Below are 24624 nucleotides of genomic sequence, written 5' to 3' on the forward strand. Positions count from 1 at the left end.
TCTGCTTTTCATATTGGTGTTAGAATAAGCTTAATGGAATACAGGAGGACAAGATGGATAATAATGTACTACTAAGTATTTATAAATACGTCATTGAAAAAGGCGATATGGGAATTTGTGTGGTAGACACTGAGGGCAAATTGCTTATATACAATAAAAAAATGAGAGAATTAGAAGGCGTTAATGAGGATGAATTTGAGGAGAGGCGAGCCTTAGAGATCATTGATTTTGAAATCGAAAAAAGTGATATTTATAAGGTCCTCAGCTCTGAAACGCCAGTGCACAATATAAAAAAAACGTATTGGAATAAAAAAAATCAAGAAGTGACCTACATAAGCAATATTTATCCGTTGCACTATGAAGGCTCTTTAATAGGGGCTGTGGAATTTGCCCGAGATATTACACAGCTTGAATACATGATGTATCAGCCATTAAGAAGGTATGGCGCACCATTGACATTTGACATCATCACGGCAGTATCACCAGTCATGAAGGATGTCATTGAAAAGGCAAAGATTGTGGCGCTAAGTAGAATGCCTGTTGTATTAATAGGGGAATCAGGTACTGGGATTGATATGGTTGCAGAGGGAATTCATCATGATCTAAAGGTGCAAAATGATATGTTTATTGCTTTAATTTGCCGCCGAGATGAGAAAACGGTTTTAAAGCAATTTGAAAAATATATTGTGGAAAAGGAGAAAATAACCTTCTTTGCTGAGCGCATCGAATATTTATCGCTAGAAGCACAAGAAAAGATTGTTGAACTTTTCAATAATCATCCGAATCATCAGCATGTTTTAATTGCTAGTGTTGGCAAAGATCCAATTGATCTAATTCAAAAGCACGAGCTATCCAAAAAGCTTTACCGACTTTTTTCAGGTATTACGATTTATGTGCCCCCTTTACGAGAAAGAAAAGAAGATATTATGCCTTTTATCGATGATTATTTCAAAAGGCATCGTGATAGCTTTGGCTCATCTATTCAAGGGCTTTCAGAAGAAGTACGAGATACTTTTTTAAAATATGATTGGCCTGGGAATTTAAAGGAATTAGAAGTCCTGTTGGATGAAATTACCTCATTGATCACCAATGAAACAATCGTTGAATCACATATGCTACCTGTGCATTTCAAATGGAAAATCCAAAGCTCTTGTGAGGAGACGGAAAAAGAGGTTTCTACGAGTGACTTGTTTGTTATTAAAAATCAACAGGATATTCGACCGTTAGATGTCTATATGAAAGAGGTAGAGGAGTACTATATTTCGAAGGCATTGGACTTTCATCAGGGGAATATTTCCAAAACGGCTGCTGCATTGGGGATTCGTCGACAAAGTTTACAGTATCGTGTTAAAAACTATAAGCTCAATAAAAAAAGCGAAAACATTGATTAACGATGTTTTCGCTTTTGTTGTTGATGTGATGGTTAGATTTACTAAATAGACGGATAGGTTCCCGAAAGTGAAGGATAGAATTACTAAAGTGATGGATAGCTCTCAGCTTGTGTAATTATTTAGCTTTTTTTGAAAGGCGACCAAGGGCAAATGCTGCGGCTCCTAATCCAATTGCCATGTTCGTTTTTTTGTTAAACACTTGTTTTGTTACAAGTGCTACGTTTTGCGGACGCTCTGCTAAACGACGCATGAAGTAACCGTACCAATCATTACCAAATGGAAGGTATGTGCAGAAGTTATAACCTTCACGTGCAAGATCTAGCTGCATTTCTTTACGGAAACCATATAGCATTTGGAATTCGAATTTTTCATTTGGAATATTGTGTTGTTTCACAAATTGTTTTACATGGTTGATCACATTATGGTCGTGTGTAGCGATTGAAGTAAATTTACCATGTAACAAATGATATTCAATTAGTTTTAAGTAATTATGGTCAATATCAGTTTTTGATTGGTATGCCACATTTTCAGGTTCTTTGTAAGCACCTTTTACAATACGTAAGCGGAAGTTTTTATATTTCTCAATATTTTCCTCTGATTCGAAGAAGTAAGCTTGAATAACTGTCCCTACGTTATCATACTCTTTGTGTAATTCCTCTAATAATTCAAAAGAGCTATGTAAACGCTCGTAGTTTTCCATATCAAAATTCACGAAAACATTATATTGATGTGCAAGAGCTACGATTTCTTTTAAGTTTTCATAGCAAAATGCATAATCAATATCTAAACCTAATTGTGAAGGTTTAAGAGAGATGTGTGCATCAAGCTGTTCATCATGGATAGCTTGTACAACAGCTAAAATATTATTTTTGGCAGCAGTTGCCTCTGATTTTTCGTAGACGAACTCGCCTAGATTATCGACAGTACAAGAAATATTAGCCTTGTTTAATTCTTTAATCGATTGCACAACTTCTGGTAAACTTGTACCAGCAACAACACTTTGGGCACCCATTTTTAAACCATATTTTTGTGCAGCGCTGTTTAATAATTTGTTCTCTGATAAATAAATGAAAAAGTCACGTAATACCATCATATGCCTCCAAAAATGAAAATTTTAAATTCTTGGCGATTATAACACTTTTTTTGAAAAGTAAAATGGTTTGATTTTCAGAAAAAATTTTTTTGACAGCTAGTTAGGGAGATAAAACTATTGCAGTCATTGACTTTTTCGTAGTAAAAAAACAATTTAAAAAAATTTTTTCAAAAAAAAGGACTTTTCAAAATTATAGATTTGCTTTATGTTGGTTGTTATATGTCTTAATTTGGGCATATGTATGATATTGGTGTTTTAGAGAGTAGTTTTACTTGAATGGCACGATAGTATTTAGGAATCTCAATATAGAGTTATTGTTATTATAATATAATTTATTAGCTAAATAATAGTGGATATCTTAGAAGCGATTCTTAGGTATCCACTTTTGCATTTTTCAATCTAAATATCATATTAATAGTAGTTTATAGTAAAAAAAAACAGGGTGTATTATAATGAAATGGTATATAATCAAGATTAAATTATGTACGTTTTGTGAATTTATAGTTACTTTTGATTTAGAATAGTGTGTCTATATAAGCAATACAAAAGGGAATATGACTACTCTAAACTAAGATAAGGTGGAAAGTATGGCAAGAGGCAGAAAATTTAATTCAAATGGAGAACAAAGCAAACAACTATTACTTGAAAAAGCGATAGAGCTATTTTCTGATAAAGGTTATCATCACACAAAAATTAGTGACATTGTAAAGGCTGCCAATGTAACTCAGCCTACTTTTTATCTCTATTTTAAAAGCAAGGATGCCCTTTATAACGATTTGAATGCGCAATTTCAAAGTGGATTCTTTGCGGTAATGAATAATAAGTCTACTGACATTATTGAAAACGGATTACAGGGTTTTGTCACACTACTAGAGCAAAAGTTATTGAACCTGTTTGTTTATATTATTGAAAATCCTGAATTAACTAAAATAGGTTTTGTTGAATCCAAGCAAGCCCATTTAGTAAAAAAACAACTGACACAACAATTGATCCACCTTATTTATCTACATGATTGTGACAAAGATCTTCTACTGTATAGTGTGGATATAAAAATAATGATAGATAGTTTGGTAGGGTCAATAGAAAGACTAATCATAACGAATTTATTAGAAGAAAAAAGATTACCTGCAGAACTTGCAAATGATATTGTACAATTATATTTTTGGAAAACTAAAGAAGTGATATAAAAAATCCTGTCATCGAGAATAAAAATCGATGACAGGATTTTTTAATTGTTTATTCTTATATGCTGATAGTAGCCTTTTTGATCTTTGCTCCTTGGGTGAATAAGTAGCATATATTCCTGATCCGCTGATAAAGCACTCTTAGATGTAACTGTTATTGAACGCCCTTCAATTTTAACTGTTACGGGTACTTCCTTAGCCCCTAAAGCAACCAGTTGAATGTTGCTCTTGGCGATTTGTGTAGTAAGTGCTGAAGGGAATTTCACTGTGAATTTTTGCGTATCAGCAATACTTTTTACAGTGGAGAGTTGTTTATATTTAGAATACTTCTCCTTCAATGCATCAGAATGTGCCTGGAAAATAGGTGCTGTTGTCGTTTGAACATTTGGTTTAACGCCTACTTCATGAATGGTATGACCCGCAGGACCCGTAAATTTACCAACTGTGAGCTTTAAATAGCTTCCATCATGTAATGTATAAAAGCCTTGCATTGCACCTTTCCCGTAGGTTGTTTCTCCGTATAAAATAGCAGCTTTTTGATCTTTTAATGAGGCAGAAAGCATTTCAGAAGCACTTGCACTATAGCGATTGACAAGAATACGCGTATTTTTTGGAAACTTTGTATCTTGTTGAACTGCTGGTATTGTATAAGAGGCTTGTGCTTCTTCTAATAAATAGGCAACTTTAGCAGATGGGAATAATCCTGTAAGTTCTTCAGCTGTTGTCACATAACCGCCACCATTGTTTTGTAAATCTAAGATGAACGATGTTGCACCAAGTTTTTTTAAGTCAATCATTGCATTTTTGACAAGCTGTGCGCCATCCTCTGAAAAAGAGGCTAACGAGATATAGCCCACATTTCCAAATAGTAGGTCAGTTTGTACATTCGGTAAAGTGAATTTTTTACGTGTAATAGTTTTCGTAGTTGTTGAACCATCACTATGCTTTAATGTAACTTCCACCTTAGTTCCTTCATTACCGATTAATAGGGAGGATGCCTCTTGTGTAGAGCGACCAATTATAGATTCGCCATTAACGCCAATGATGATATCTCCAGCCTGAACACCAGCCTCAAATGCGCCGCTTCCTTCAATTACTTGTAAAATATGAATTCCATCTTCGTGTTCTTCAATCACAACACCAATCCCTATAGTAGCTAGATTGATGCTATTCATATAATTTTCGAATTCTTGCTTAGTGAAATAGGTTGAGTAAGGATCAAGCATACTCATGATTTCTGAGATGGATGTAGCCTTCTCTAAGTTTCCATTAATTGTTCCAACGTAAGTATCTTTCACAATCTCCTTAATTTCCTTGATAAGCTGTTGATCATTTTCAGCAGCGTGAGTCGTTGTAAAAGGGAGAAGGAAAAAGCCTAGAACAAATGCGAATGACCATATTAACTTTTTCATTGGACACCTCTTTTCTAGAACCCAAAATAGAATGTAGCAATTTAAGGTATTAATTGGATGGTTACATTTTGCAATTGAGTATCTGATTTTTATTATACATGAAGCCATAACTATAGTGGTGGACTTATATGAGATAGAAAAAGAATCCGCTTGTCACTAGAGGATAAGCAGATTCTTGTATATTATTTTTTTATCAATTTATGAATAATAAAACCAATTAATGCACCAACAATAGCTGGTAAAAGCCACCCTAAATTTTGCCCATACATTGGCAATGCTTTCAGGATATTTTCATAAGGTGTAATTTCAACTTTCATTTGTTTTAAGCCACCATATAGACTAACAAGGAAAGTTGGAACGAGCGCTAAAATATAAACAATTTGTCCACCTTTAAAGAAATGATCTGCTAGTGATAAGACCATCAATACCATAGCTAATGGATAAATAATTAAGAGTACAGGAAGTGACGCATTAATTATTGTTGAAAGCCCTACATTTGTAATAGCTGTACTAAAAATAGTGAAGACAATTAAAAACGTTTTGTACGAAATTTTGGGGAAGAGCTTGTGGAAAAACTGTGCATTGGCAGTTAATAAACCGACAGCTGTTGATATACAAGCTAGTAAAATAGTCGCAGACAAAATAATACTTCCAAGGCTTCCAAAGAGCACCTCAGCTGATTTTGCAATAATATTTCCGCCATTATCAGAGATACCGATTGCATTGATACTTGTGTTACCAATATGGCCTAGAGAGATATAGACAAATGATAAACCAATAGCAGCAACGACACCGGCAAAAATCGTTGTTTTTACTTGCTTTTTCGTATCCTTCATACCCATATCACGCAAGGCCTGTAAAATTACGATACCAAAAACAAGAGCACTTAGAACGTCCATTGTTAAGTAACCTTGTACAAAGCCTTCAGCTAAAGGTGACACTTTATAGTTTCCTACAGCTTCTCCTGGTTCTCCCATTGGAGAGATAAAACTTTTAATAGCAAGCAATAAAATAACAAAAAGCAGGGCAGGTGTTAAAATTTTGCCTACTCGATCGACAAGCTTCGAAGGATTAATGGATAAATAAAGAATTAAAGTGAAAAACAAAATAGATGTGATAAATAGTGGCGCCCAATGATCCCTCATAGCTTCAGAGAGGAATGGCGCAATGCCTATTTCATAGGATACAGACCCTGTTCGTGGTACAGCAAAGAACGGTCCAATCGCTAAATAGACAATTGAGGTGAAAATCACACCAAAAGCAGGGCTAACACGGTTTGCAAGCAGCTGCAAATCGCCTCCTGCTTTGGCAACTGCAACGATCGCTAGTAGTGGTAAACCAACACCTGTTATAAGGAAACCAATCATGGCTACAGTGATGTTTTCACCTGCTTGTTGGCCTAATAATGGTGGAAAAATAATATTACCAGCACCCAAGAACAAGGCAAATAGTAGTAATCCTACTGCTAAATTTCCTTTGATGAAATGCAAGATGTTCTTCATAAGTATAAAAACTCCTTTAAGATTGAAAAGCTAAAACTTTCTAAAAATTTTAAATACAGAAGTGTATGTTATCATAGGAACACTAATCTTGCAATCGAAATAGTATTTCAATATAGTCGGATTTCGTCGTATTCTATAAGTTTGCTATAATGTTTGAAAAATAGTCAGTTTTTCCGATTTTTCATGAGGTAGTTATCTAGTATGATAGACACACAAGGGAATATTCTAGCACGAACGGAGGCACTTTGGTATGCAAAAGACAAAAAAATGGAGAATTCTTGTTTTAAGTACTATAGCAACTTCATTTTTAGCACTACAAACAGCAGAAGCAGCAACATATACTGTACAAAAAGGAGATACTTTAACTAAAATCGCCCAAAATCATCAAGTTTCTATTGGGGATATTATGAAGTGGAATAATCTATCGAAAGATACGATTTATGTAGCTCAAAAGCTTGAGATTCAAAAACAATCTACGAATGAGGGAGTAAAGCCTTCCACTCCATCAACATCTGTAAAACCAACAACTAGCTCACATACAGTAGCAAAAGGTGACACATTATCAAAAATCGCAAAGCAATATAATGTGACAATTAAGGATATAATGGATTTGAATAAGCTTGAAAAAGACACGATTTTTATTGGACAAGTGTTGAAGGTTTCTCAAGGCGCAGTGATACCCGATGGTGATACTATACATAATAATGTGACTTCAGGTACGGGCACTCCATCAAAAGTAACCGCTAAAGATCCTACAGCTAATGGACAAGCGATTTATAACAAAACAGTTGAAGTTGCCAATACATTGGTTGGAACACCTTATCTATACGGTGGTAATACACCAGTAGGTCTTGATTGCAGTGGCTTTATTTTTTATGCTTTTAATCAAGGTGGTTTAAAAATAGGAAGAGCAAGCAGTGAAGGTTATTTTTATGGCAATACAACCCATGTAGAAAATCCGGTACCTGGTGATTTAGTATTCTTTGAAAATACGTATAAAGAAGGTATTTCTCATATGGGAATTTATCTCGGTGATAATAAATTCATACATGCGGGTACAGATGGTGTAGAAGTATCAGATGTTACGTACTCTTACTGGTCTTCTAAATTAGTAGCTTACAAGCGTTTTGACAGTGTGAAATAAAAAGTAGCGATTTTTGCCTAGGCAAAAATCGCTTTTAATTTGAGCAAAACCCCCTTCTTCAAAAAGAGAGGGGGTTTTATTCGGTTATTGTGTTACACGTGCTGTCCAACGAGAGAGGTCAGCGTCTTTTGCATCAACAAGCTCTGCTGGGAAAATAAATGTCCAAGGCTTTGTAGAGTTTGGTTGGACTGTTAGAATTGGATTCATTTTAAATGAACCTTTTGCAATTTGTTTACCTGTTGCATCAATAATTTCTAACGGTAATTGTTCTAAATTGATTGCTTTCTTATGTCCGTTGCGGATAAAAATAGTTGCATTTAAATTACCATTGTCAGCTAACTTTGCCTGTAAACCTGTGAAGTTTACCTCTGTTTCGCCTAACTCTGGTAATGTTTTAACGATTTTTGCAAGCTCTTCTTTTTGTGCTTCTGGTAATTGTTCTTCCCATGATGGATCTAATTCTAATTGATGACCACGAAGGGAAACAAGGTTAAAGGCAATTTTCCAACCATCTTCTGGCACTTCATCTGCTTTAATTGTAGCATTTTCAAACTCAAACACCCATGGACGTGCACTTTCTGCTGGAATTGTGCCGAGCGCTTTAAAATCGAATTTTTTAGATGCTACAAGCTCATCGTTTTTATCCAAGATGAAAAGTTCAATCTCACCTAGTTCAATTGCTTGTGATAAGGATGAACGGAAAAATGCACGAACAAGCCATTTACGAGTGAGTATGTCTTCTTCGATACTAATAGAAGATAGTGACAATTGATTTGGTTTCAATGGCTCTAGCTCATTCGCTAGGAAGTTAAAAATGTATTTTTGTTCTTGTGGCACATCCCACTCTGGATGGAATGATAATTTTGTTTCCACATCACGATTATCGCCAGTGTTTTTTGTAGTATTTCCCAATAAATCTTTTGAGTCAATTGTGTTCTCCTGAACAACTTTATCTGATTTTTTAAAGAATGAAAATAAGCCCATTATTGTGCCTCCTGTTGTGCCTCAACTGTTTTCATGAAGCCTGTAATTTCAATAATTATTGAACGACGTAATTCTTGGAAATTTTTACCGAATAATTCGAGTCCTTCACGTTGGTAAATACGCATTGGATCTTCTTGCTGATAATGACGTAAACCAATTCCTTCTTTTAAATGACTCATTGCCTCTAAATGCTTTACCCAACCACTATCGATATGGCTAAGCATGATTTGAGGAAGTACTTCCATTACTCTTTCGTTTTCAGCAAATTTCTCCATATGATTGAGTAGTTCTTGTTCAGAAGGCTGAACATCCATTAGCATTTGTTTTACTTTTCCAACTTCGCGATCAATTGTAACTGGTGTGATGAACAAGGAGTTAAGTGCGTACTCCATTTGATCATAGTCCCAATCTATAGAAGATACGTCTTCCGGTGCGGCGTCATGAACAGCAAATTCAACAGTTTCACGAAGCATTTTTTTTAGCTCACCCATCAAGTCTTCACCGGCTAAAATTTTGTCACGTAATCCATAAAGAACCGTACGCTGATCATTAATGACATCATCTAACTTTAAGTTGTATTCACGCATGCCGTACTGTGAACCTTCAACAATACGCTGTGTACGGTCTATAAGTTCTTGTACCTCTTTATTTTGAATTATGCCATTTTCATCTACAACCATTTTTGCAGAGAATTTTTCAACTTCTTCTTTTGCGTAACGGCGGAACATATCATCTTCAATAGAGAGAATGAAGCGGCTTTCACCTATATCACCTTGACGACCTGAACGCCCACGTAGCTGATTGTCTACACGGCGGCTTTCATGTTTTTCTGTCCCAATTACATATAAACCACCAAGTTCATGGACATCATCACCTAGCATGATATCCGTACCACGACCAGCCATGTTTGTCGCTACAGTAATACGACCCTTTTGACCTGCCTGTGAAATAAGTTCAACTTCTTGTTCAACTGTTTTTGCATTAAGTAATTGGAATGTTAACTTTTCCTTTTTCAGATAGTCAGCTACAGTTTCAGACTGTAAGATTGATGTTGTCCCAATTAAAATTGGCTGTCCTTTTTCGTGACGTTTTTTCGTCTCGGCTGCAACATACTTATATTTTGCTTCCTGTGTGCTAAAAATAATATCAGGCTGATCGATACGTTGACGCGGACGGTTTGTTGGAATTTGTATAACTTCCATGCCGTACACTTCGCGAATTTCCTTTTCCTGAGTTTTCGCTGTACCCGTCATCCCGGAAAGCTTCGGATACATACGGAAATAGTTTTGAATAGTGATTTGCGCCTGGGATTTATTTTCATCCGTAATGGCTACACCTTCTTTAGCTTCAATTGCTTGATGTAAGCCATCAGAAAGTGAACGACCTTCTAGAATACGACCAGTAAACATGTCAACAAGCTCAATTTTGTCCTCTTTCACAATGTAATCAACATCGCGCTTAAACATAACATGTGCACGCACAGCTTGGATTACATAATGGAAAAGAGTTTGATGTTCTAAGTCATACAGATTGTCTACATTGAATGCTGCCTCAACTTTTTCAATACCTTTATCTGTAAGAGAAGTAGCCTTTGTTTCATCATCGAAATCATAATCTTCGTCTGCTTTAAAACGTTTCGCTAACATAGCAGCAATACGATGTAACTCATCGTTAGAAGGCATTTTACCTGCGATAATTAACGGTGTTTTCGCTTCATCGATTAATACACTATCCACTTCATCGATAATAGCGAAGTGATAAGGACGTTGCACTTTATCTGCTAAGCTATAAGCCATATTGTCACGTAAATAGTCGAAGCCAAACTCAGTACCCACACCGTATGTAATATCTGCATTATAGGCTTCTTTCTTTTCAGCCGGTTCCATCATCGGTACATTTAAACCAACAGTTAAGCCAAGGAAACGATGGATTTGGCCAACTAGCTCATAGTCTCGTTTCGCCAGGTAATCATTTACTGTGATGACGTGAACACCTTTGCCTTCTAATGCACGCACATAAGAGGGAAGGGAAGCAACAAGTGTTTTACCTTCACCTGTAGGCATTTCAGCAATATTACCTTCAGTTAATACCAGACCACCGATAAGTTGTACATCAAAATGACGCATTCCTAATACACGTTTTGAGGCTTCGCGTACAACAGCAAATGCGTCCGGGATAATTGATGTAATAGGCTCACCTTGTTCTAATTGATCTTTGAAAATAAAAGTCATTTCTCGTAATTCAGCATCTGACTTGTTAACATATTTTTCTTCAAGATTGTTAATTTGATCTACTATTTTGTAGTAGCGTTTTAATTGACGAGCACTTGTTTGCTCTTTGTTACTTTTGAAAATTGAGAACATGAAATATACGCTCCTTTAATGTTGTCTACATGCTAGACACTCCATTATTCTATCAAATTTTGCGAATGGTGACTACAATTGACTATATAGGAATCTATTAATGCTAAAATGTACAAAATATTTGTGAAATCGTGGAAAATGTTTAGAAAAAGTATATTTCAATGCTTGTTCATGCTATAATCAATTTGGATTTCAATGTAGATTATTTATTTGAGGAGGAGAGACATGCTTTACGTGTCTTTAATAGCAGCATTCGTTGCATCCATTTTGTTAACTCCATTAGTGAAACGTTTAGCGTTTAGAATAGGTGCAGTTGACGCACCAAACTATCGAAAAGTACATGCTCGAATTATGCCAAGACTTGGCGGTTTGGCCATTTTCCTTGCCTTTATAATTGGCGTGACGATTTTATATTCTTTTTTAGTCCATACGAAACATGGTAGTAACGAAGCTTTATTAGCTATCATTATTGGTGCTTGTATAATCGTGATCACGGGTGTTATTGATGATATGCGTGAGATTTCTGCTAAAGCAAAAATGCTTGGTCAGCTAGTTGCTGCCCTGATTGTTGTTTTTGTAGGCGGTATTGAAATTGAAATGGTAAATCTACCGTTCTTAGGTACATTAGACTTTGGTTTACTAAGTATTCCATTAACGATTATTTGGATTATCGGTATTACAAATGCCATTAATTTAATTGATGGCTTAGATGGTTTAGCTGCAGGAGTTTCTACAATTGCACTTATTACATTAGCTGTCATGGCGTTTATTATGAGTAATGTGTTTGTTTTAGCGTTAGCGGCCATTTTAGCTGTCGCTTCACTTGGTTTCTTATTTTATAATTTCCACCCAGCAAAAATCTTTATGGGTGATACAGGGGCATTGTTCCTTGGATTTATGATTTCTGTTTTAGCGTTACTTGGTTTTAAAAATATTACATTTGTAGCTTTAATCATCCCAATTATTATTCTTGGTGTTCCGATCTCTGATACGTTCTTTGCGATTGTCCGTCGTGTTCGTATGAAGAAGAAATGGTCTGATCCAGATAAATCACACTTACACCATCGTTTACTCGATATGGGCTTTACACATCGACAAACAGTCCTAATCATTTACGGAATCGCAGTGATGTTTGGTTTAGCAGCTATCATTTTCTCTATGGCAAAGGTTTGGGGAGCTATTTTACTTGTAGCGGTCATCCTAACAGCTATTGAAATCTTTGTAGAGGTTATCGGGTTGGCTGGTAAAAACTATAAACCATTATTGAATTTTGTACGGATATTTAGTAAATAAAATATAAGCAATCATACAATTTGTGTGATTGCTTTTTTGTTGTTAAAAAGACTTTAACAGTGAGTTGCTAGTCACCGAGAAACGCTTTCTAATCCGTTTTTTATGTATAGGGAATGGAAGAGAAGGGAAACTTAAATAAGCTTGTTTATCGATTACTAGGCGGGGTAAATGAAAAGGGTAGTCAAACAAATGGAAAAGCCGCATAAAAAGACCATAGACAAGTTGTTAGTCTATGGTCTGAAAGGTCTATTCAATAACTGAATTGTCATCGCTACTGGCAGCACTATCTGTTCCAGTATTGCCACTTGTTAGGCTCGATGATTGTTCATTTAGGCCAAGATGGTTTTTGAAAATCTCTTTTGTTTCTTCAACAGAATCTTGATTTAACTGGTAATAATAAATACCAGTAGATGTATCATCCGTGCCATCTAATGTTAAGGAATCGATACGTGGTGCACCTTTTGATAAATAAGATAAGAAGGACTTCATTTCAGTGAATGTCATATCTGTTTTCATATTATCACCAAGAGCTTTAATGACATCATCATATTTCGTAACGGACTTAACAGAAGCGACTTTTTTAATAATCGCAGAAAGAATTTCTTGTTGACGTTTACCACGCTCAATATCATTATCTTGTTTACGTGTTCTTGCGAGTGCAAGTGCCTCACTACCATTTAAATGCTGTAAGCCTGGCTGTAAGTTAATTGTAAACTTATCAAACTCATCTAATTCATGTAAAGCATATGGTACTTCAGCTTCAATACCACCTAAAGCATCGACTACATCAATAAAGGCATTGAAATTCATACGTACATAGTAATTGATAGGAATATCAAATAGTTCCTCTACTGTTTCAATCGTAGTAAGTGTTCCACCCATAGCATGAGCATGAGTAATTTTATCTTTATAACCTACTTTAGGAATATAAACGTATGAATCACGAGGAATACTTAGCATTTTAATTGTATGGGTTTTATTATTTAATGTAGCTAAAACGAGTGCATCGGAGCGTGAATGGTCTGAACCTTGCCCGCGATTATCACTATCATCAACCCCTACAAATAAAATAGATACATTATCTTGTACAGGCTCTACTTTCTCTACACGTTGCGTAGAAACCTCTCGACCTTCTAACTCCTCATATGCTGAGTCTGCAGCATGCTCTACCTGTTTTGTAAGGTAAACAGCATAAGCCGTTACACAAATCACCAAGCTGGCAACAAGGAGTAGTGTAACTTTTATAATTAAGGAAGCTTTAGAAGATCTCTTTTTATTTGGACTAACAGATCTTTTTTTCATAATAGATATATTCTCCTCTAATTATTGGGAATAATAATGCGATGAAGCTAAATTTTATTCAATTTTAACTCAGTAATTGTGTGGACAATAAAATAGCTTAACAAAAAAATTATACTATGCATATTTAGTTTCGACAATTAAAACTATTTAATTGACAATAAATTCTACAAATTGAGCATCTTCGAAAGTGGTGGAAGCCTGTCCATTAGTCATTTCTGTTATCCAACTTCGGAACTGTTCCTCTTCCTCTTTTGGCACAGAAACAATGATTTCAACACCCTCCAAATAGCGTATTTCCTCTAAAGTATATAATGAGCTTCTTATTTCATTTTCGACTTTTCCTAGCCATGTATAATCAATAGCCACTTTCATGAAATTATGCAATTTACGTTCGACTACCTGTGCAGCAATCAATCCCTCTGTAGTTGCTTTTCCGTAAGCACGAATGAGACCACCACCACCGAGCTTAATGCCTCCAAAATAGCGAGTCACAACAACGACTGTATCTTTTAATCCTTGTTTTTTTAAGACCTCTAACATAGGGACGCCTGCTGTACCGCTAGGTTCCCCATCATCATTTGCCTTTTGAATATGATCATGCTCGCCAATAATATAAGCAGAGCAGTTATGTGTTGCATTATGATGCAATTTTTTTATACCATCTATAAAAGAAATTGCATCCTCTTCCGTTTCTGCACGTTCTATATAAGTGAGAAAGCGAGATTTGGAAATGACGATTTCGCTTTCACCATATCCTTTTACAGTTAAATAGTTTTCTCTCATTCGTATCAATCTCCTTTTAACTAGAGTTCTATTCTATAATTTTCATGAAGAAAAAGCATTAAATTTTAGCATGGTAATGCTATAATAGGTGTAGACTAGGGAATATGTGATTTTAGTCTATTAAATTAGTAAGTAATCATAAGACATTAGACTGGGGAGTATACTATGTTTTCAAATGATACCTTCGATTTAAAGTCGCTTGATGACATTTTCAATCGAATGTTAGATACAATCATGAGCTCAAAGGATGATATCTTTATTATAAGTGAACAAAGCCGCAGAAGCTTTGAAGATATGCAAAAAGAGCTAGAAATTGTTCGAAAACAAATATCAATCGTAATTGATGATGGCGATGCATTGGAAAAAAGTACGCAGCTTGCTAAGCAACGACTTGTATTAGTGAGTAAAGCTTTTGATAATTATACCGAAGAACAAGTTAGAGAAGCATATGAAACTGCACATGATTTTCAAGTAAAGCTCTCCGTTATTAGAACACAAGAAAAACAGCTACGGGATAAAAGAGATGATCTAGAGAGAAGATTAAGAGGATTACTCGATACGATTGAACGTGCTGATCATATTGTCAATCAGGTAAATGTCGTTTTGAATTACTTAACTTCAGATTTAAAAAATGTTGGTTTAGCCCTTGAACAAGCAAAAATGAAGCAAGATTTTGGGATACGTATTATTGCAGCTCAAGAAGAAGAGCGGAAGCGTTTATCGAGAGAGATTCACGATGGACCTGCTCAAATGCTTGCAAATGTACTTATGCGCACTGATTTAATAGATAGAACGTATCGTGAAAAAGGTATCGAAAAAGCATTGGCTGAAATTGCCGATTTAAAGAAAACGGTACGCAATGCTTTATCTGAGGTGCGACGTATTATTTATGATCTACGACCAATGGCACTTGATGATTTGGGAATTATTCCGACATTAAAGAAGTATTTATCGACAGTAACTGAATATAATCCAGGTGTTGAAATTCATTTCCAATCGAGAAGTACAGAAAAACGTATACCTTCAAATTATGAAGTATCCATTTTCCGATTAGTGCAAGAATGTGTAACAAATGCCATGAAGCATGGAAAGTGTAAAGACATTTGGGTGAAGCTTGAATGGTTAAAAGATGCCGTCAATATTGTTGTAAAAGATGATGGTATAGGCTTTGACCCACAAGTAGTGAAGGACCATTCCTTTGGGATTTTAGGAATGAAAGAACGTATTGAAATTTTAAATGGTACTATCACCATTACTAGTGAAATCAATCGAGGTACGACAGTATTATTTAAAATACCATTAGAAGTAAAATGATGTAACTGTTGCAGAAATTTAGGGGGTAAAGACAAATGACAAAGATTATTATTGTAGACGATCACCAGCTATTCCGCGAAGGAGTAAAACGCATTTTAGATTTTGAAGATACGTTTGATGTAGTAGCAGAAGGTGACGATGGCACAGATGTGGTTACGTTATATGCTGAAAACGAACCAGATGTAGTACTTATGGATATTAACATGCCAGGTAAAAATGGCGTAGAAGCAACGGCAGAGTTAATTACTGAATTTCCAGATGCTAAAGTGATTATGCTGTCCATACATGATGATGAAACATATGTTACACATGCATTAAAATCAGGTGCTCTTGGCTATATGTTAAAAGAAATGGATGCAGATGAAATCGTTGAGGCGATTAAAGTTGTTGCAAACGGTGGTTCTTATTTACATCCAAAAGTAACAAAAAATTTAGTGGCAGAGTTCAAAAGACTTTCAGAACACGAAAATAAAGGTAACTTCCACCAAACGGAAATTCGTCGTCCATTCCATTTGCTAACGAAACGTGAATGTGAAGTATTACAGCTATTAACAGATGGCCAATCAAACCGTACAATCGGCGAGACACTGTTTATCTCTGAAAAAACGGTTAAAAACCACGTATCAAGTATTCTACAAAAAATGAATGTGAATGACCGTACACAAGCCGTTGTAACAGCTATCAAAAATGGCTGGGTTGAAGTACGATAATTGCTAAAACTGTTTTTAAAAGCTACTTTCTATTGAAGTAGTTTTTAAAACAGTTTTTTATTGTTTTTTGGTAATAATTTGTATTGAGCTTACTTGATGAAGAACAGGTTATTCACAATTTTGTAACATTACTATACGTACGTATAAACATGATAACTAGCAGATCATGCAACATTTTACAGCCTAATGCGTCATAAGGAAGATGTAGCACCTAAATGTTGAAAATGCACAACAAAATTCCTACGAAAGCATTTATATGCTACAATATGCGCGGGAGGTTTTTTGATGTTAAAGAAAAGTTTTCTAGCAGTTCTAATCTTATTAGTGTTAACTGCCTGTGGTAATAAAGATGAAAAGATGAGTGATGAAGAACGAGATAAAGTAATAGAGGATGGTACAGTCGGCTTTGAGATGATGGGTGGAAACGTAGAAAAGGCTGATAATGTACCAGCGGAAGATGAAAAGGCGATTTTAGCATCTTTTGATGAGTATATTGCTGCATTAAATGCTGAAGAAATTGATCGTTATATGAATACTATCTCGAAAAATCCAAAGGGTTTTAAATACGATGAAGAAAAAACATATGCAACAGAAGTATTTGAACAATTTGATATTAAGCGTGAAGTAGAAAATGTAACAATTGCCAAGTATGAATCAAAAGAGGCGCAAGTATTTGCCAACATGAAAATGCACTCACTTCAGCTTGAGACAAATGTCGAACATGAAAGTGCAGGACGTCAGGTAACAGTCTTTGTCAAAGAGAACAATGATTGGAAAGTGACAAGTGTCTTTTATATTGGTGATGACTCACAGTCAAGTACAGGAAATTAACAGAAGCTATCTTCATTCAACATAAGAATTGAGTGAAGATATGCCTATTATACATAGACAATGAATGTGAAATGGAAGCTAGCTTACTAGCACAACTCTAGAAGGACGAGAACGTGAATCCCACGTTCGTCATTCATTTCACATTCATTTCTTTTTGCTTTCCGTAGTTTGTGCGAAACCGAAGCGACAGTACAAACGAACAACAATTGCACCAAGAAGAAATAGATTGTAAACTAAGAATCATAGGAGAGTGGACATGGATGAGGACGGCAATCGTAACAGATAGTACTGCATATATTACAGCTGAGGAACGTGCACGCTTAAACATTCACATGATACCTTTAAGTGTCAATATCTCAGGTCAATTATTTGCAGAAGAAGTAGATATCACAGCATCTGAATTTTATGATAAGGTGCGTGGTACCAAAGAATTTCCCAAAACAACGCAGCCTCCAATCGGAGAATTTGTCGCTCTTTTTGATGAGCTAGCAAAGGATTATGATGAGGTAATTTCCATCCATTTATCGAGTGGTATTAGTGGAACATACCAAGGTGCAGTGCAGGCAGGTGAAATGGTGGAAGGTATTGATGTTTATGCCTTCGACAGTGAAATATCCTGTGCTGTTCAAGGCTTTTACGTTTTAAGAGCAGCTGAAATGGCGAAAGAGGGTCATTCAGCAAAAGACATACTTGCAGCATTAGCGGACATGCAGCAGTATATCCGAGCTTACTTCATTGTAGACGACTTAGCACATTTACAGCGTGGTGGGCGTTTATCTTCTGCGGCAGCATTAATCGGTGGTTTATTACAAGTAAAGCCTGTTTTACATTTTGTGGACAAGGTAATTGTACCTTTCGAGAAAATCCGTACACGTAAAAAGGCATTGAAACGTGCTGAGGAATTGCTAGCAGAGGATGCCAAAAAGTATGAAGCAATGGACGCTGTTGTCATTCACGGGAATTGCCCTGCCGAAGCGCAAGAATGGCTAGAGCAATTAGCCGCAACATACCCGAACGTAAACTTTAAATTAAGCTATTTCGGTCCTGTTATCGGTACTCATTTAGGTGAAGGATCGATGGGCTTAGGATGGACAAAAAAATAACGAAATGTAAGGAAGTCTCTACAGCAAAAGTAGAGGCTTTTTTCTATGAAAGGAGAAAATGTAATGAGATATAGAGGTTGGTTGTTGCCACCAGCATTACGTGATTTTCATGAAGGACGTATTTGGTTAAAAGATCATTCACCATTTTCAGCAGAAGATATTGATAAAGCGATACAGCGAAAATACGTCAGTATAATAGAAGGAATTCAAATGAAGTCCGTTATGAAATGCAATCGTTGCCACAATACAGACCCGCAATTATTCACAAAATTCGATTGCTCAAAATGTCGACGAAAATGTGTGTATTGCCGACACTGTATAAAGATGGGTAGAGTAAGTAGCTGTACACAATTAATGATTTGGACTGGCCCAAAGTCGATAAAGATTAATAAGCATGCATTAAAATGGTCAGGTCAATACACCGAACTCCAGCAACAGGCTGCTAATGAAACCTTAGCAAGTGTGAAAGTAAAACGATCGCATTTAATCCATGCTGTATGCGGTGCAGGCAAAACAGAGCTACTTTTTCCTACTGTCTATGATGCATTAAAGCGAGGGCTACGTGTTTGTATTGCTACACCACGTACAGATGTAGTGTTAGAACTGTATCCACGCTTTCAACAGGCTTTTCCTGAAACGGTTATTCATGCTTTATATGGTGGAGCACCTAACCAAAATGGCTATGCACAGTTTATTATAGCAACGACTCATCAGCTCTACCGATTTGATAAGGCATTTGATGTCATGATTGTAGATGAGGCAGATGCTTTTCCTTATACATTTGATGCAACCCTACAAAGAGCAGTAGAAAAGGCTAAAAAGGAAAATGCTCCTCTCGTAGTTGTGACAGCAACCCCATCATCATCCTTACTCCATACCTACCAGCAAGAAAGTTACTCTTTTATTCCAAAACGCTATCATAATCATCCTTTACCAGTTCCACAAGTTCGTGCTTTATGGGGCTATGATAAATGCTTCAAGCGAGGTAGAATCCCCAACAGGTTGAAAAAATGGGTAGAAGAACGCTTACACCACAAGGAGCCCTTTTTATTATTTTTCCCAACAATTGCCTTAATGGATAGTGCAACACCTCTTGTACAAGAGGTAAATGAAAACATATTAGCTGTGCATGCTGCAGATCCGGAGAGGAAGGAAAAAGTGCTAAAGCTTCGAAATAAAGAAGTTCCAGGCTTATTAACCACAACCATATTAGAAAGAGGCATTACAATTAGCAATGTACAGGTGGCCGTTATAGGGGCAGAGTCATTGATTTTTACCGCCAGTGCCCTCATTCAGATTGCAGGTCGAGTTGGCCGAAATGTTCAATTTCCTGATGGTGAAGTCCTTTTCTTTCATCATGGTAATACGGCAGAAATGGATGAGGCATGTGCGAAAATTCAATTTTATAATAAGAAAGGGTTTTCTGAATGAATAAAATGGAATCCCATTGTTTAATGTGTACACAGCCATTAAAAATAACTATTTCCTGGAAAATGATTTTAACTAAGCAATTCTCACCGACTCTATGTGAAAGATGTGCCGCTCGTTTTGCACCTTCACAATCTGCTACATCCCTCTATCAATATAATGAGGCGATGAAGGATTACTTACACCAGTTAAAATTTCTTCAAGATGTAGCGCTTGCAAAGGTTTTTCGACAGGAGCTTTATAATCGTCTCACCAAAGAAAAGGCGATTATTTTACCCATTCCAATGCACCCTCTCAAACAACAGGAACGTACCTTCTCACATACTGATGAACTATTAAAGGCAGCCCATATTCCTTTTATTCAATTACTAGAAAAGACAACGACAGAAACACAAAGCTCAAAAAATAGAGAGCAACGTCTACATGTAGCTCCACTTTTTCGCTTAAAGGAGGGTGCTCAAGTCGAACATAAAAATTATCTTCTTTTTGACGATATAAAAACCACAGGGACGACTCTACAGCATGCTGAAAATGTTTTAATGCAAGCAGGTGCTAAAAATGTCCAATACTTCACATTAATTGAAGGATGAAAATACCAATACATTATGTATAATAGTTAATGAGACAGCATTCGTAGATAAATTTACTAGAAAGAGGAGGAAAGGCCAATGGCAGAGGTTCGTAATTGTCCAAAATGTAATGAATTTTTTAATTATACAGGAGTCCGAGAAGTGTGTCATAAGTGTGCACAATCAGAGGAGGAGCTTTATCAAATCGTTTATCGTTTCTTACGTAAACGTGAAAACCGTGCGGCAACAGTAGAACGTATTGTGGAAGCAACGGGAGCAGATAAGGATTTACTATTTAAATGGGTTCGTAAAGGTCGTTTACAGCCAGCTATGTTCCCTAACCTTGGCTACCCATGTGATAACTGTGGCCATCTAACGACGACAGGAAAGCTCTGCTCGAAATGTCAGGATGATTTAAAATCTGAGTTAAGGACTTTTGAAGCTGCCAAAGAGTTTCGCCAAAGTGTTGAGGAACGTGATCGAGTAACATATCACTCAGAACGTAAACGTTAATTACTCCAAGTGTGTTAATTTTAAACAAAATTAGCACACTTTTTTCTATGTGAAAACTTAACATTATGTGAGACAATCCGAAATAATAGTAAGATAGGATTTAGAGATGGGGGGTATTGAAATGAAAATTACATCTTATGGAATTAATGCAGTAAACGCCTATAAAAACCAAGTACGCAATGTGAAATCAGATACAAACAAAGCATCTTTCGCCGATAAAATTGAAATTTCAAAGGCTGCACAAGAAATGCAAGGTGTTTCAACATACAGTACGGAGCGGGCAGACCATGTTCAACAGTTAAAAAAGGATATTGCTTCTGGTGAATATAAAGTAGATGCACGTAAAGTGGCAGAGGATATGCTGAAATATTATCGTTTCTAGGGAATAGCAGAAAGGGTGTATAACGATATGTCTGTAGAAGCAATTAGTTCTACACTAACAATGCTAGAGAGAATGCATAAAAGCTTACTCGAACTAGCCTTTAAAAAAACTGAAATCATTAAAGCTGGCGATATCGAAGCTCTAGACCAATTGCTCAAGGACGAGCAGGCACACGTAGCGGCCATCGATAAGCTCGAGCAACAGCGTCAGAAACAGGTAACGGACTACCTTGAAGCAAAGGGACTTGCTTCATCTGACAAAACGACTGTCGCGGATGTCATCGAGGTCGCTGAACACCAAGCTGACAAAGCAACACTCTCAGCAGTTCGAGATCGATTAATGCAAATCATTAATAATCTACGAAAACAAAACGACCTAAACCAAAAACTCGTTTTCCAATCATTACAAATCGTCAACCTAACATTAGATGCCGTAAGACCTCGTACAGAGCAAATGAACTACTCCAGCAACGAGGTACGCGGAACGAATACCATCGCTAAAAAATCATATTTCGATTCACAAGCATAACAAGGGAGGAAGAAACATGCGCTCAACATTTATGGGCCTAGAAGCAAGTAAACGCGGCCTCTTCACACAGCAAACAGCTTTATACACAACAGGACATAATATTTCCAACGCCAACACACTAGGCTACTCTCGTCAACGAGTAAATATGCAGGCTACACCAGGTTTTCCAACTGCCGGATTAAATTCACCTTACTATCCTGGGCACCTAGGTACTGGTGTCGAAGCGACATCTATTCAACGTATTCGTGATGAGTTTATTGATCGCCAATATCGTCAAGAAACGAATAAGCTGGGGTATTGGGAATCTCGTTCCAATGCGATTTCACAAATGGAAGATATCCTTGATGAACCATCCCAATTTGGTTTAAATGCGGCGTTAGAGCAATTTTGGAAGGGACTAGAGGATGTTAGTACTAATCCAGAAAATGCATCGTCACGAAAAGTAGCTATCGAACGTGCTGTCCACCTTGCAGAATCCTTTAATTATATGGATACACAGTTAAGAACGATTCAAGGTAATTTAGGGAATGAAATCAATGTTGCTACAGACCGAATTAATTCACTTTTACGACAGATTGCTGCAATTAATAAACAAGTACAAGAAGTTGAACCAAATGGACTTGTGCCAAATGATTTATACGATGCCCGAGATGTATTAATTGATGAACTAAATAGTTACATCCCTATTTCGATTGAACGTGTTCCTTCAGGTGGTAATGCTAGTAATGTAGCGGAAGGAAGTATAACAATCTCTTTTAAATCATATTCAACAGGCGACCCGATTGTACTTGTTAATGGCAAAAACTACGTTGCAATGAATACAACTGGTGCAAATACTAGTACTATTGATGGGAATGATTTGACTAACGTATTTAAGCAAATTGAAATTTCAGACTTAGATGATCCACCAACAAAACCAGCAGCTGGTGCAGGAGTTAAAACGATTAAGCATAATGATCTTGAACCAGGGAAAGGAAAGTTACTATCTTTAATTAATTCCTATGGGTATGGTGAATATGATGCAGGTGGTACTTTGGTTAGTGAAAAAGGATACTATCTAGAAACATTAGCCGATCTAAATAAACTAGCAAGCACCTTTGCTAATACATTTAATGAAGTACATAAAGGTGGCTTTGATTTAAATGGGGATGCTGGAGTTGCATTTTTCACTGGTAATGGCGTGACGCCAGAAACGTTTACAGCTGCGAATATCAAAGTAAATGAAGATTTGAAAAAAAATTCGTCCTTATTAGCAGCGTCATCTGTAAAAGGCGAAGAAGGAAATGGTAAATGGGCTATTGAACTCGCAAATCTCCAATCCAAATCAATTGGCGCAGGTGGGCTAACGATTACAGTTGGTGCAAACACTATAGTAATTCCACCCTTAGCAGAACACCTAGATGGTGCGACATTTAACACTTTCTATCAAGGCATGATAGGAAAGTTGGGAACTGACGGTGAAGAGGCTTATCGATTAAACAAAACGTCTGAAAGCTTATTGTTAACACTTTCTAATAATCGTGATGCGGTAAGTTCGGTGTCATTAGATGAAGAGATGACAAATATGATTACGTTCCAACAGGCTTATAACGCAAATGCACGTATGATCACAGTCGTAGATGAAACATTAGATAAGATTATTAATGGCATGGGCCGTGTAGGATTATAAATATTTATTAGAAAGGGGTTTTTATAAAAATGCGTGTTACGCAATCTATGTTATCTAATAACATGTTATTAAACTTAAATAGAAGTTACGGAAAGATGTCAAAGTTGCAAGATCAACTTAATTCGGGTTCAAAAATTACTAGACCTTCAGATGACCCTGTTATTGCTGTAAAAGGGATGGGCTATCGTCGAGATTTAGGTAGAGTTGAACAATATACACGTAATATGAATGAAGTTAATAACTGGCTAGATGCTTCTGATGAATCATTAAATCAAGTAGGGGAGCAAATGAAGCGCGTTCGGGAGTTAGTAATTCAGGCAGCTAGTGGAACGAATTCTATTGACGAACGTGAAAAAATCAAAACAGAAATAGATCAAATTCGCAAGCACCTACAAGAAGTAGGTAATACGAAAATTGCTGATAGATACATTTTCAGCGGAACAAATACTGGAAAAGCATTATTTGGACCAGATACAGATGCAAATGGCAATAAAACGATAAATGCTGACTATACAAATTTGGTGAATAATACGGTTATTACTACAGGAGCAACAGCAGATCAAAAAATAAATGCTCCGAATGGTGAAGTGAAAATAGAAATCTATGACGACCTTCAAATACAGGTTAATACACCAGGTGCTGATTTATTTGGAAATCTAGATGCATTGATGGGGAAAATATCAGATCTTTTAGATCCTAAACGCAGCCCTTTAGCAACAAGTGAAGAGATTAGTAGTGCATTAGGCGGATTCTCCTCCACTAGTACTTCTGATGATATTACAACTTTACACAATAAAGTGCTAGAGGCTCAGGCCGATATTGGTGCTCGTCAAAATCGGGTTGAAATGATGGAAAATCGTTTATCAATCCGGGAGGTTAGTGTTACAAAGCAATTATCTAATAACGAAGATGTAGATTATTCAAAGGCCATTACAGAGCTAGTTACTAGTGAATCTATCCATCAAGCTGCTCTTTCAGTAGGTGCTAAAATTATTCAACAAACACTAGTCGATTTTATTCGTTAATATAGTATTGTTAATAGGATATAGATGATTAGTTTGTTATGTATAATATTTTCTTGATTACAAATTTAAGGCGTTTGAACATTATGTTTATGTTCAAACGC

Annotated in this window: 22 protein-coding genes; 15 read left to right on the forward strand and 7 right to left on the reverse strand. The window is 36.3% G+C overall.

Features of this window, described 5'->3' with window-relative positions:
- Positions 1-53 precede the first annotated feature (53 nt).
- The gene (locus tag MHB40_RS03335) at positions 54-1391 is read left to right on the forward strand and encodes a helix-turn-helix domain-containing protein (protein ID WP_205441199.1); all 1338 of its coding nucleotides are present in this window, start codon (positions 54-56) and stop codon (positions 1389-1391) included.
- Positions 1392-1506: 115 nt separating this feature from the next.
- Here the strand turns inward: MHB40_RS03335 and MHB40_RS03340 are convergent, their stop codons facing one another.
- The gene (locus tag MHB40_RS03340) at positions 1507-2481 is read right to left on the reverse strand and encodes a proline dehydrogenase family protein (protein WP_342534744.1); all 975 of its coding nucleotides are present in this window, start codon (positions 2479-2481) and stop codon (positions 1507-1509) included.
- Between the two features lie 590 nt (positions 2482-3071).
- Here MHB40_RS03340 and MHB40_RS03345 point away from each other — a divergent pair.
- Positions 3072-3671, forward strand: a complete 600-nt coding sequence (locus MHB40_RS03345; RefSeq protein ID WP_342533919.1) for a helix-turn-helix domain-containing protein — start codon at positions 3072-3074, stop codon at positions 3669-3671.
- Between the two features lie 41 nt (positions 3672-3712).
- Here the strand turns inward: MHB40_RS03345 and MHB40_RS03350 are convergent, their stop codons facing one another.
- The gene (locus MHB40_RS03350; RefSeq protein ID WP_342533920.1) at positions 3713-5080 is read right to left on the reverse strand and encodes a S41 family peptidase; all 1368 of its coding nucleotides are present in this window, start codon (positions 5078-5080) and stop codon (positions 3713-3715) included.
- A gap of 182 nt (positions 5081-5262) precedes the next feature.
- On the reverse strand, positions 5263-6582 hold the full coding sequence (gene brnQ, locus MHB40_RS03355; RefSeq protein ID WP_342533921.1) for a branched-chain amino acid transport system II carrier protein: 1320 nt from the start codon (positions 6580-6582) through the stop codon (positions 5263-5265).
- A gap of 250 nt (positions 6583-6832) precedes the next feature.
- Here brnQ and MHB40_RS03360 point away from each other — a divergent pair, with 250 nt between their 5' ends.
- Complete coding sequence (locus tag MHB40_RS03360) at positions 6833-7726, forward strand: LysM peptidoglycan-binding domain-containing protein (RefSeq protein ID WP_342533922.1); 894 nt, start codon at positions 6833-6835, stop codon at positions 7724-7726.
- A gap of 84 nt (positions 7727-7810) precedes the next feature.
- Here the strand turns inward: MHB40_RS03360 and MHB40_RS03365 are convergent, their stop codons facing one another.
- Together MHB40_RS03365 and secA2 are read right to left on the reverse strand one after the other, a co-directional pair.
- A complete protein-coding gene (locus tag MHB40_RS03365; protein ID WP_342533923.1) occupies positions 7811-8710 on the reverse strand; it encodes an accessory Sec system S-layer assembly protein in 900 nt (299 codons plus the stop codon).
- Positions 8710-11073, reverse strand: coding sequence for an accessory Sec system translocase SecA2 (gene secA2, locus MHB40_RS03370; protein WP_205441207.1), 2364 nt, complete (start codon positions 11071-11073; stop codon positions 8710-8712). The genes MHB40_RS03365 and secA2 overlap by 1 nt, the downstream gene beginning before the upstream one ends.
- A gap of 225 nt (positions 11074-11298) precedes the next feature.
- On the opposite strand from secA2, the gene MHB40_RS03375 reads away from it, so the two are divergent.
- On the forward strand, positions 11299-12366 hold the full coding sequence (locus tag MHB40_RS03375) for an MraY family glycosyltransferase (protein WP_004230902.1): 1068 nt from the start codon (positions 11299-11301) through the stop codon (positions 12364-12366).
- A 246-nt stretch (positions 12367-12612) separates the two neighbouring features.
- On the opposite strand, the gene MHB40_RS03380 is transcribed toward MHB40_RS03375, so the two are convergent.
- A complete protein-coding gene (locus MHB40_RS03380) occupies positions 12613-13668 on the reverse strand; it encodes an LCP family protein (RefSeq protein WP_205441218.1) in 1056 nt (351 codons plus the stop codon).
- A gap of 147 nt (positions 13669-13815) precedes the next feature.
- Entirely contained in the window at positions 13816-14451 is a 636-nt protein-coding gene (locus tag MHB40_RS03385; protein ID WP_342533924.1) for a YigZ family protein, read from the reverse strand.
- A 165-nt stretch (positions 14452-14616) separates the two neighbouring features.
- Here MHB40_RS03385 and MHB40_RS03390 point away from each other — a divergent pair, with 165 nt between their 5' ends.
- From MHB40_RS03390 to flgL, 11 genes are all read left to right on the forward strand, one after another.
- Positions 14617-15765 (forward strand): sensor histidine kinase, encoded by a 1149-nt coding sequence (locus tag MHB40_RS03390; protein WP_205441222.1) that lies wholly within the window; start codon positions 14617-14619, stop codon positions 15763-15765.
- A gap of 35 nt (positions 15766-15800) precedes the next feature.
- Positions 15801-16475, forward strand: a complete 675-nt coding sequence (locus MHB40_RS03395) for a response regulator transcription factor (RefSeq protein WP_004227590.1) — start codon at positions 15801-15803, stop codon at positions 16473-16475.
- 285 nt (positions 16476-16760) lie between these two features.
- Positions 16761-17306, forward strand: coding sequence for a DUF3225 domain-containing protein (locus MHB40_RS03400; RefSeq protein ID WP_342533925.1), 546 nt, complete (start codon positions 16761-16763; stop codon positions 17304-17306).
- A 260-nt stretch (positions 17307-17566) separates the two neighbouring features.
- Positions 17567-18409, forward strand: coding sequence for a DegV family protein (locus tag MHB40_RS03405; protein WP_342533926.1), 843 nt, complete (start codon positions 17567-17569; stop codon positions 18407-18409).
- Positions 18410-18454: 45 nt separating this feature from the next.
- The gene (locus tag MHB40_RS03410) at positions 18455-19840 is read left to right on the forward strand and encodes a DEAD/DEAH box helicase family protein (RefSeq protein ID WP_342533927.1); all 1386 of its coding nucleotides are present in this window, start codon (positions 18455-18457) and stop codon (positions 19838-19840) included.
- The gene (locus MHB40_RS03415; protein WP_342533928.1) at positions 19837-20427 is read left to right on the forward strand and encodes a ComF family protein; all 591 of its coding nucleotides are present in this window, start codon (positions 19837-19839) and stop codon (positions 20425-20427) included. Before MHB40_RS03410 ends, MHB40_RS03415 begins: the two co-directional genes overlap by 4 nt.
- Positions 20428-20505: 78 nt before the next feature.
- Entirely contained in the window at positions 20506-20919 is a 414-nt protein-coding gene (locus tag MHB40_RS03420; protein ID WP_342442464.1) for a TIGR03826 family flagellar region protein, read from the forward strand.
- Between the two features lie 121 nt (positions 20920-21040).
- Positions 21041-21301: a flagellar biosynthesis anti-sigma factor FlgM gene (flgM, locus tag MHB40_RS03425; RefSeq protein WP_342442465.1), complete on the forward strand. Its 261-nt coding sequence runs from the start codon at positions 21041-21043 to the stop codon at positions 21299-21301.
- Between the two features lie 27 nt (positions 21302-21328).
- Entirely contained in the window at positions 21329-21829 is a 501-nt protein-coding gene (locus MHB40_RS03430; protein WP_342533929.1) for a flagellar protein FlgN, read from the forward strand.
- 16 nt (positions 21830-21845) lie between these two features.
- Positions 21846-23498: a flagellar hook-associated protein FlgK gene (flgK, locus tag MHB40_RS03435; RefSeq protein WP_342533930.1), complete on the forward strand. Its 1653-nt coding sequence runs from the start codon at positions 21846-21848 to the stop codon at positions 23496-23498.
- A 29-nt stretch (positions 23499-23527) separates the two neighbouring features.
- The gene (flgL, locus tag MHB40_RS03440; protein WP_342442468.1) at positions 23528-24523 is read left to right on the forward strand and encodes a flagellar hook-associated protein FlgL; all 996 of its coding nucleotides are present in this window, start codon (positions 23528-23530) and stop codon (positions 24521-24523) included.
- The last annotated feature ends 101 nt before the right edge of the window (positions 24524-24624 follow it).

Source organism: Lysinibacillus sp. FSL K6-0057 (assembly GCF_038630885.1).
GTDB lineage: Bacteria > Bacillota > Bacilli > Bacillales_A > Planococcaceae > Lysinibacillus > Lysinibacillus fusiformis_F.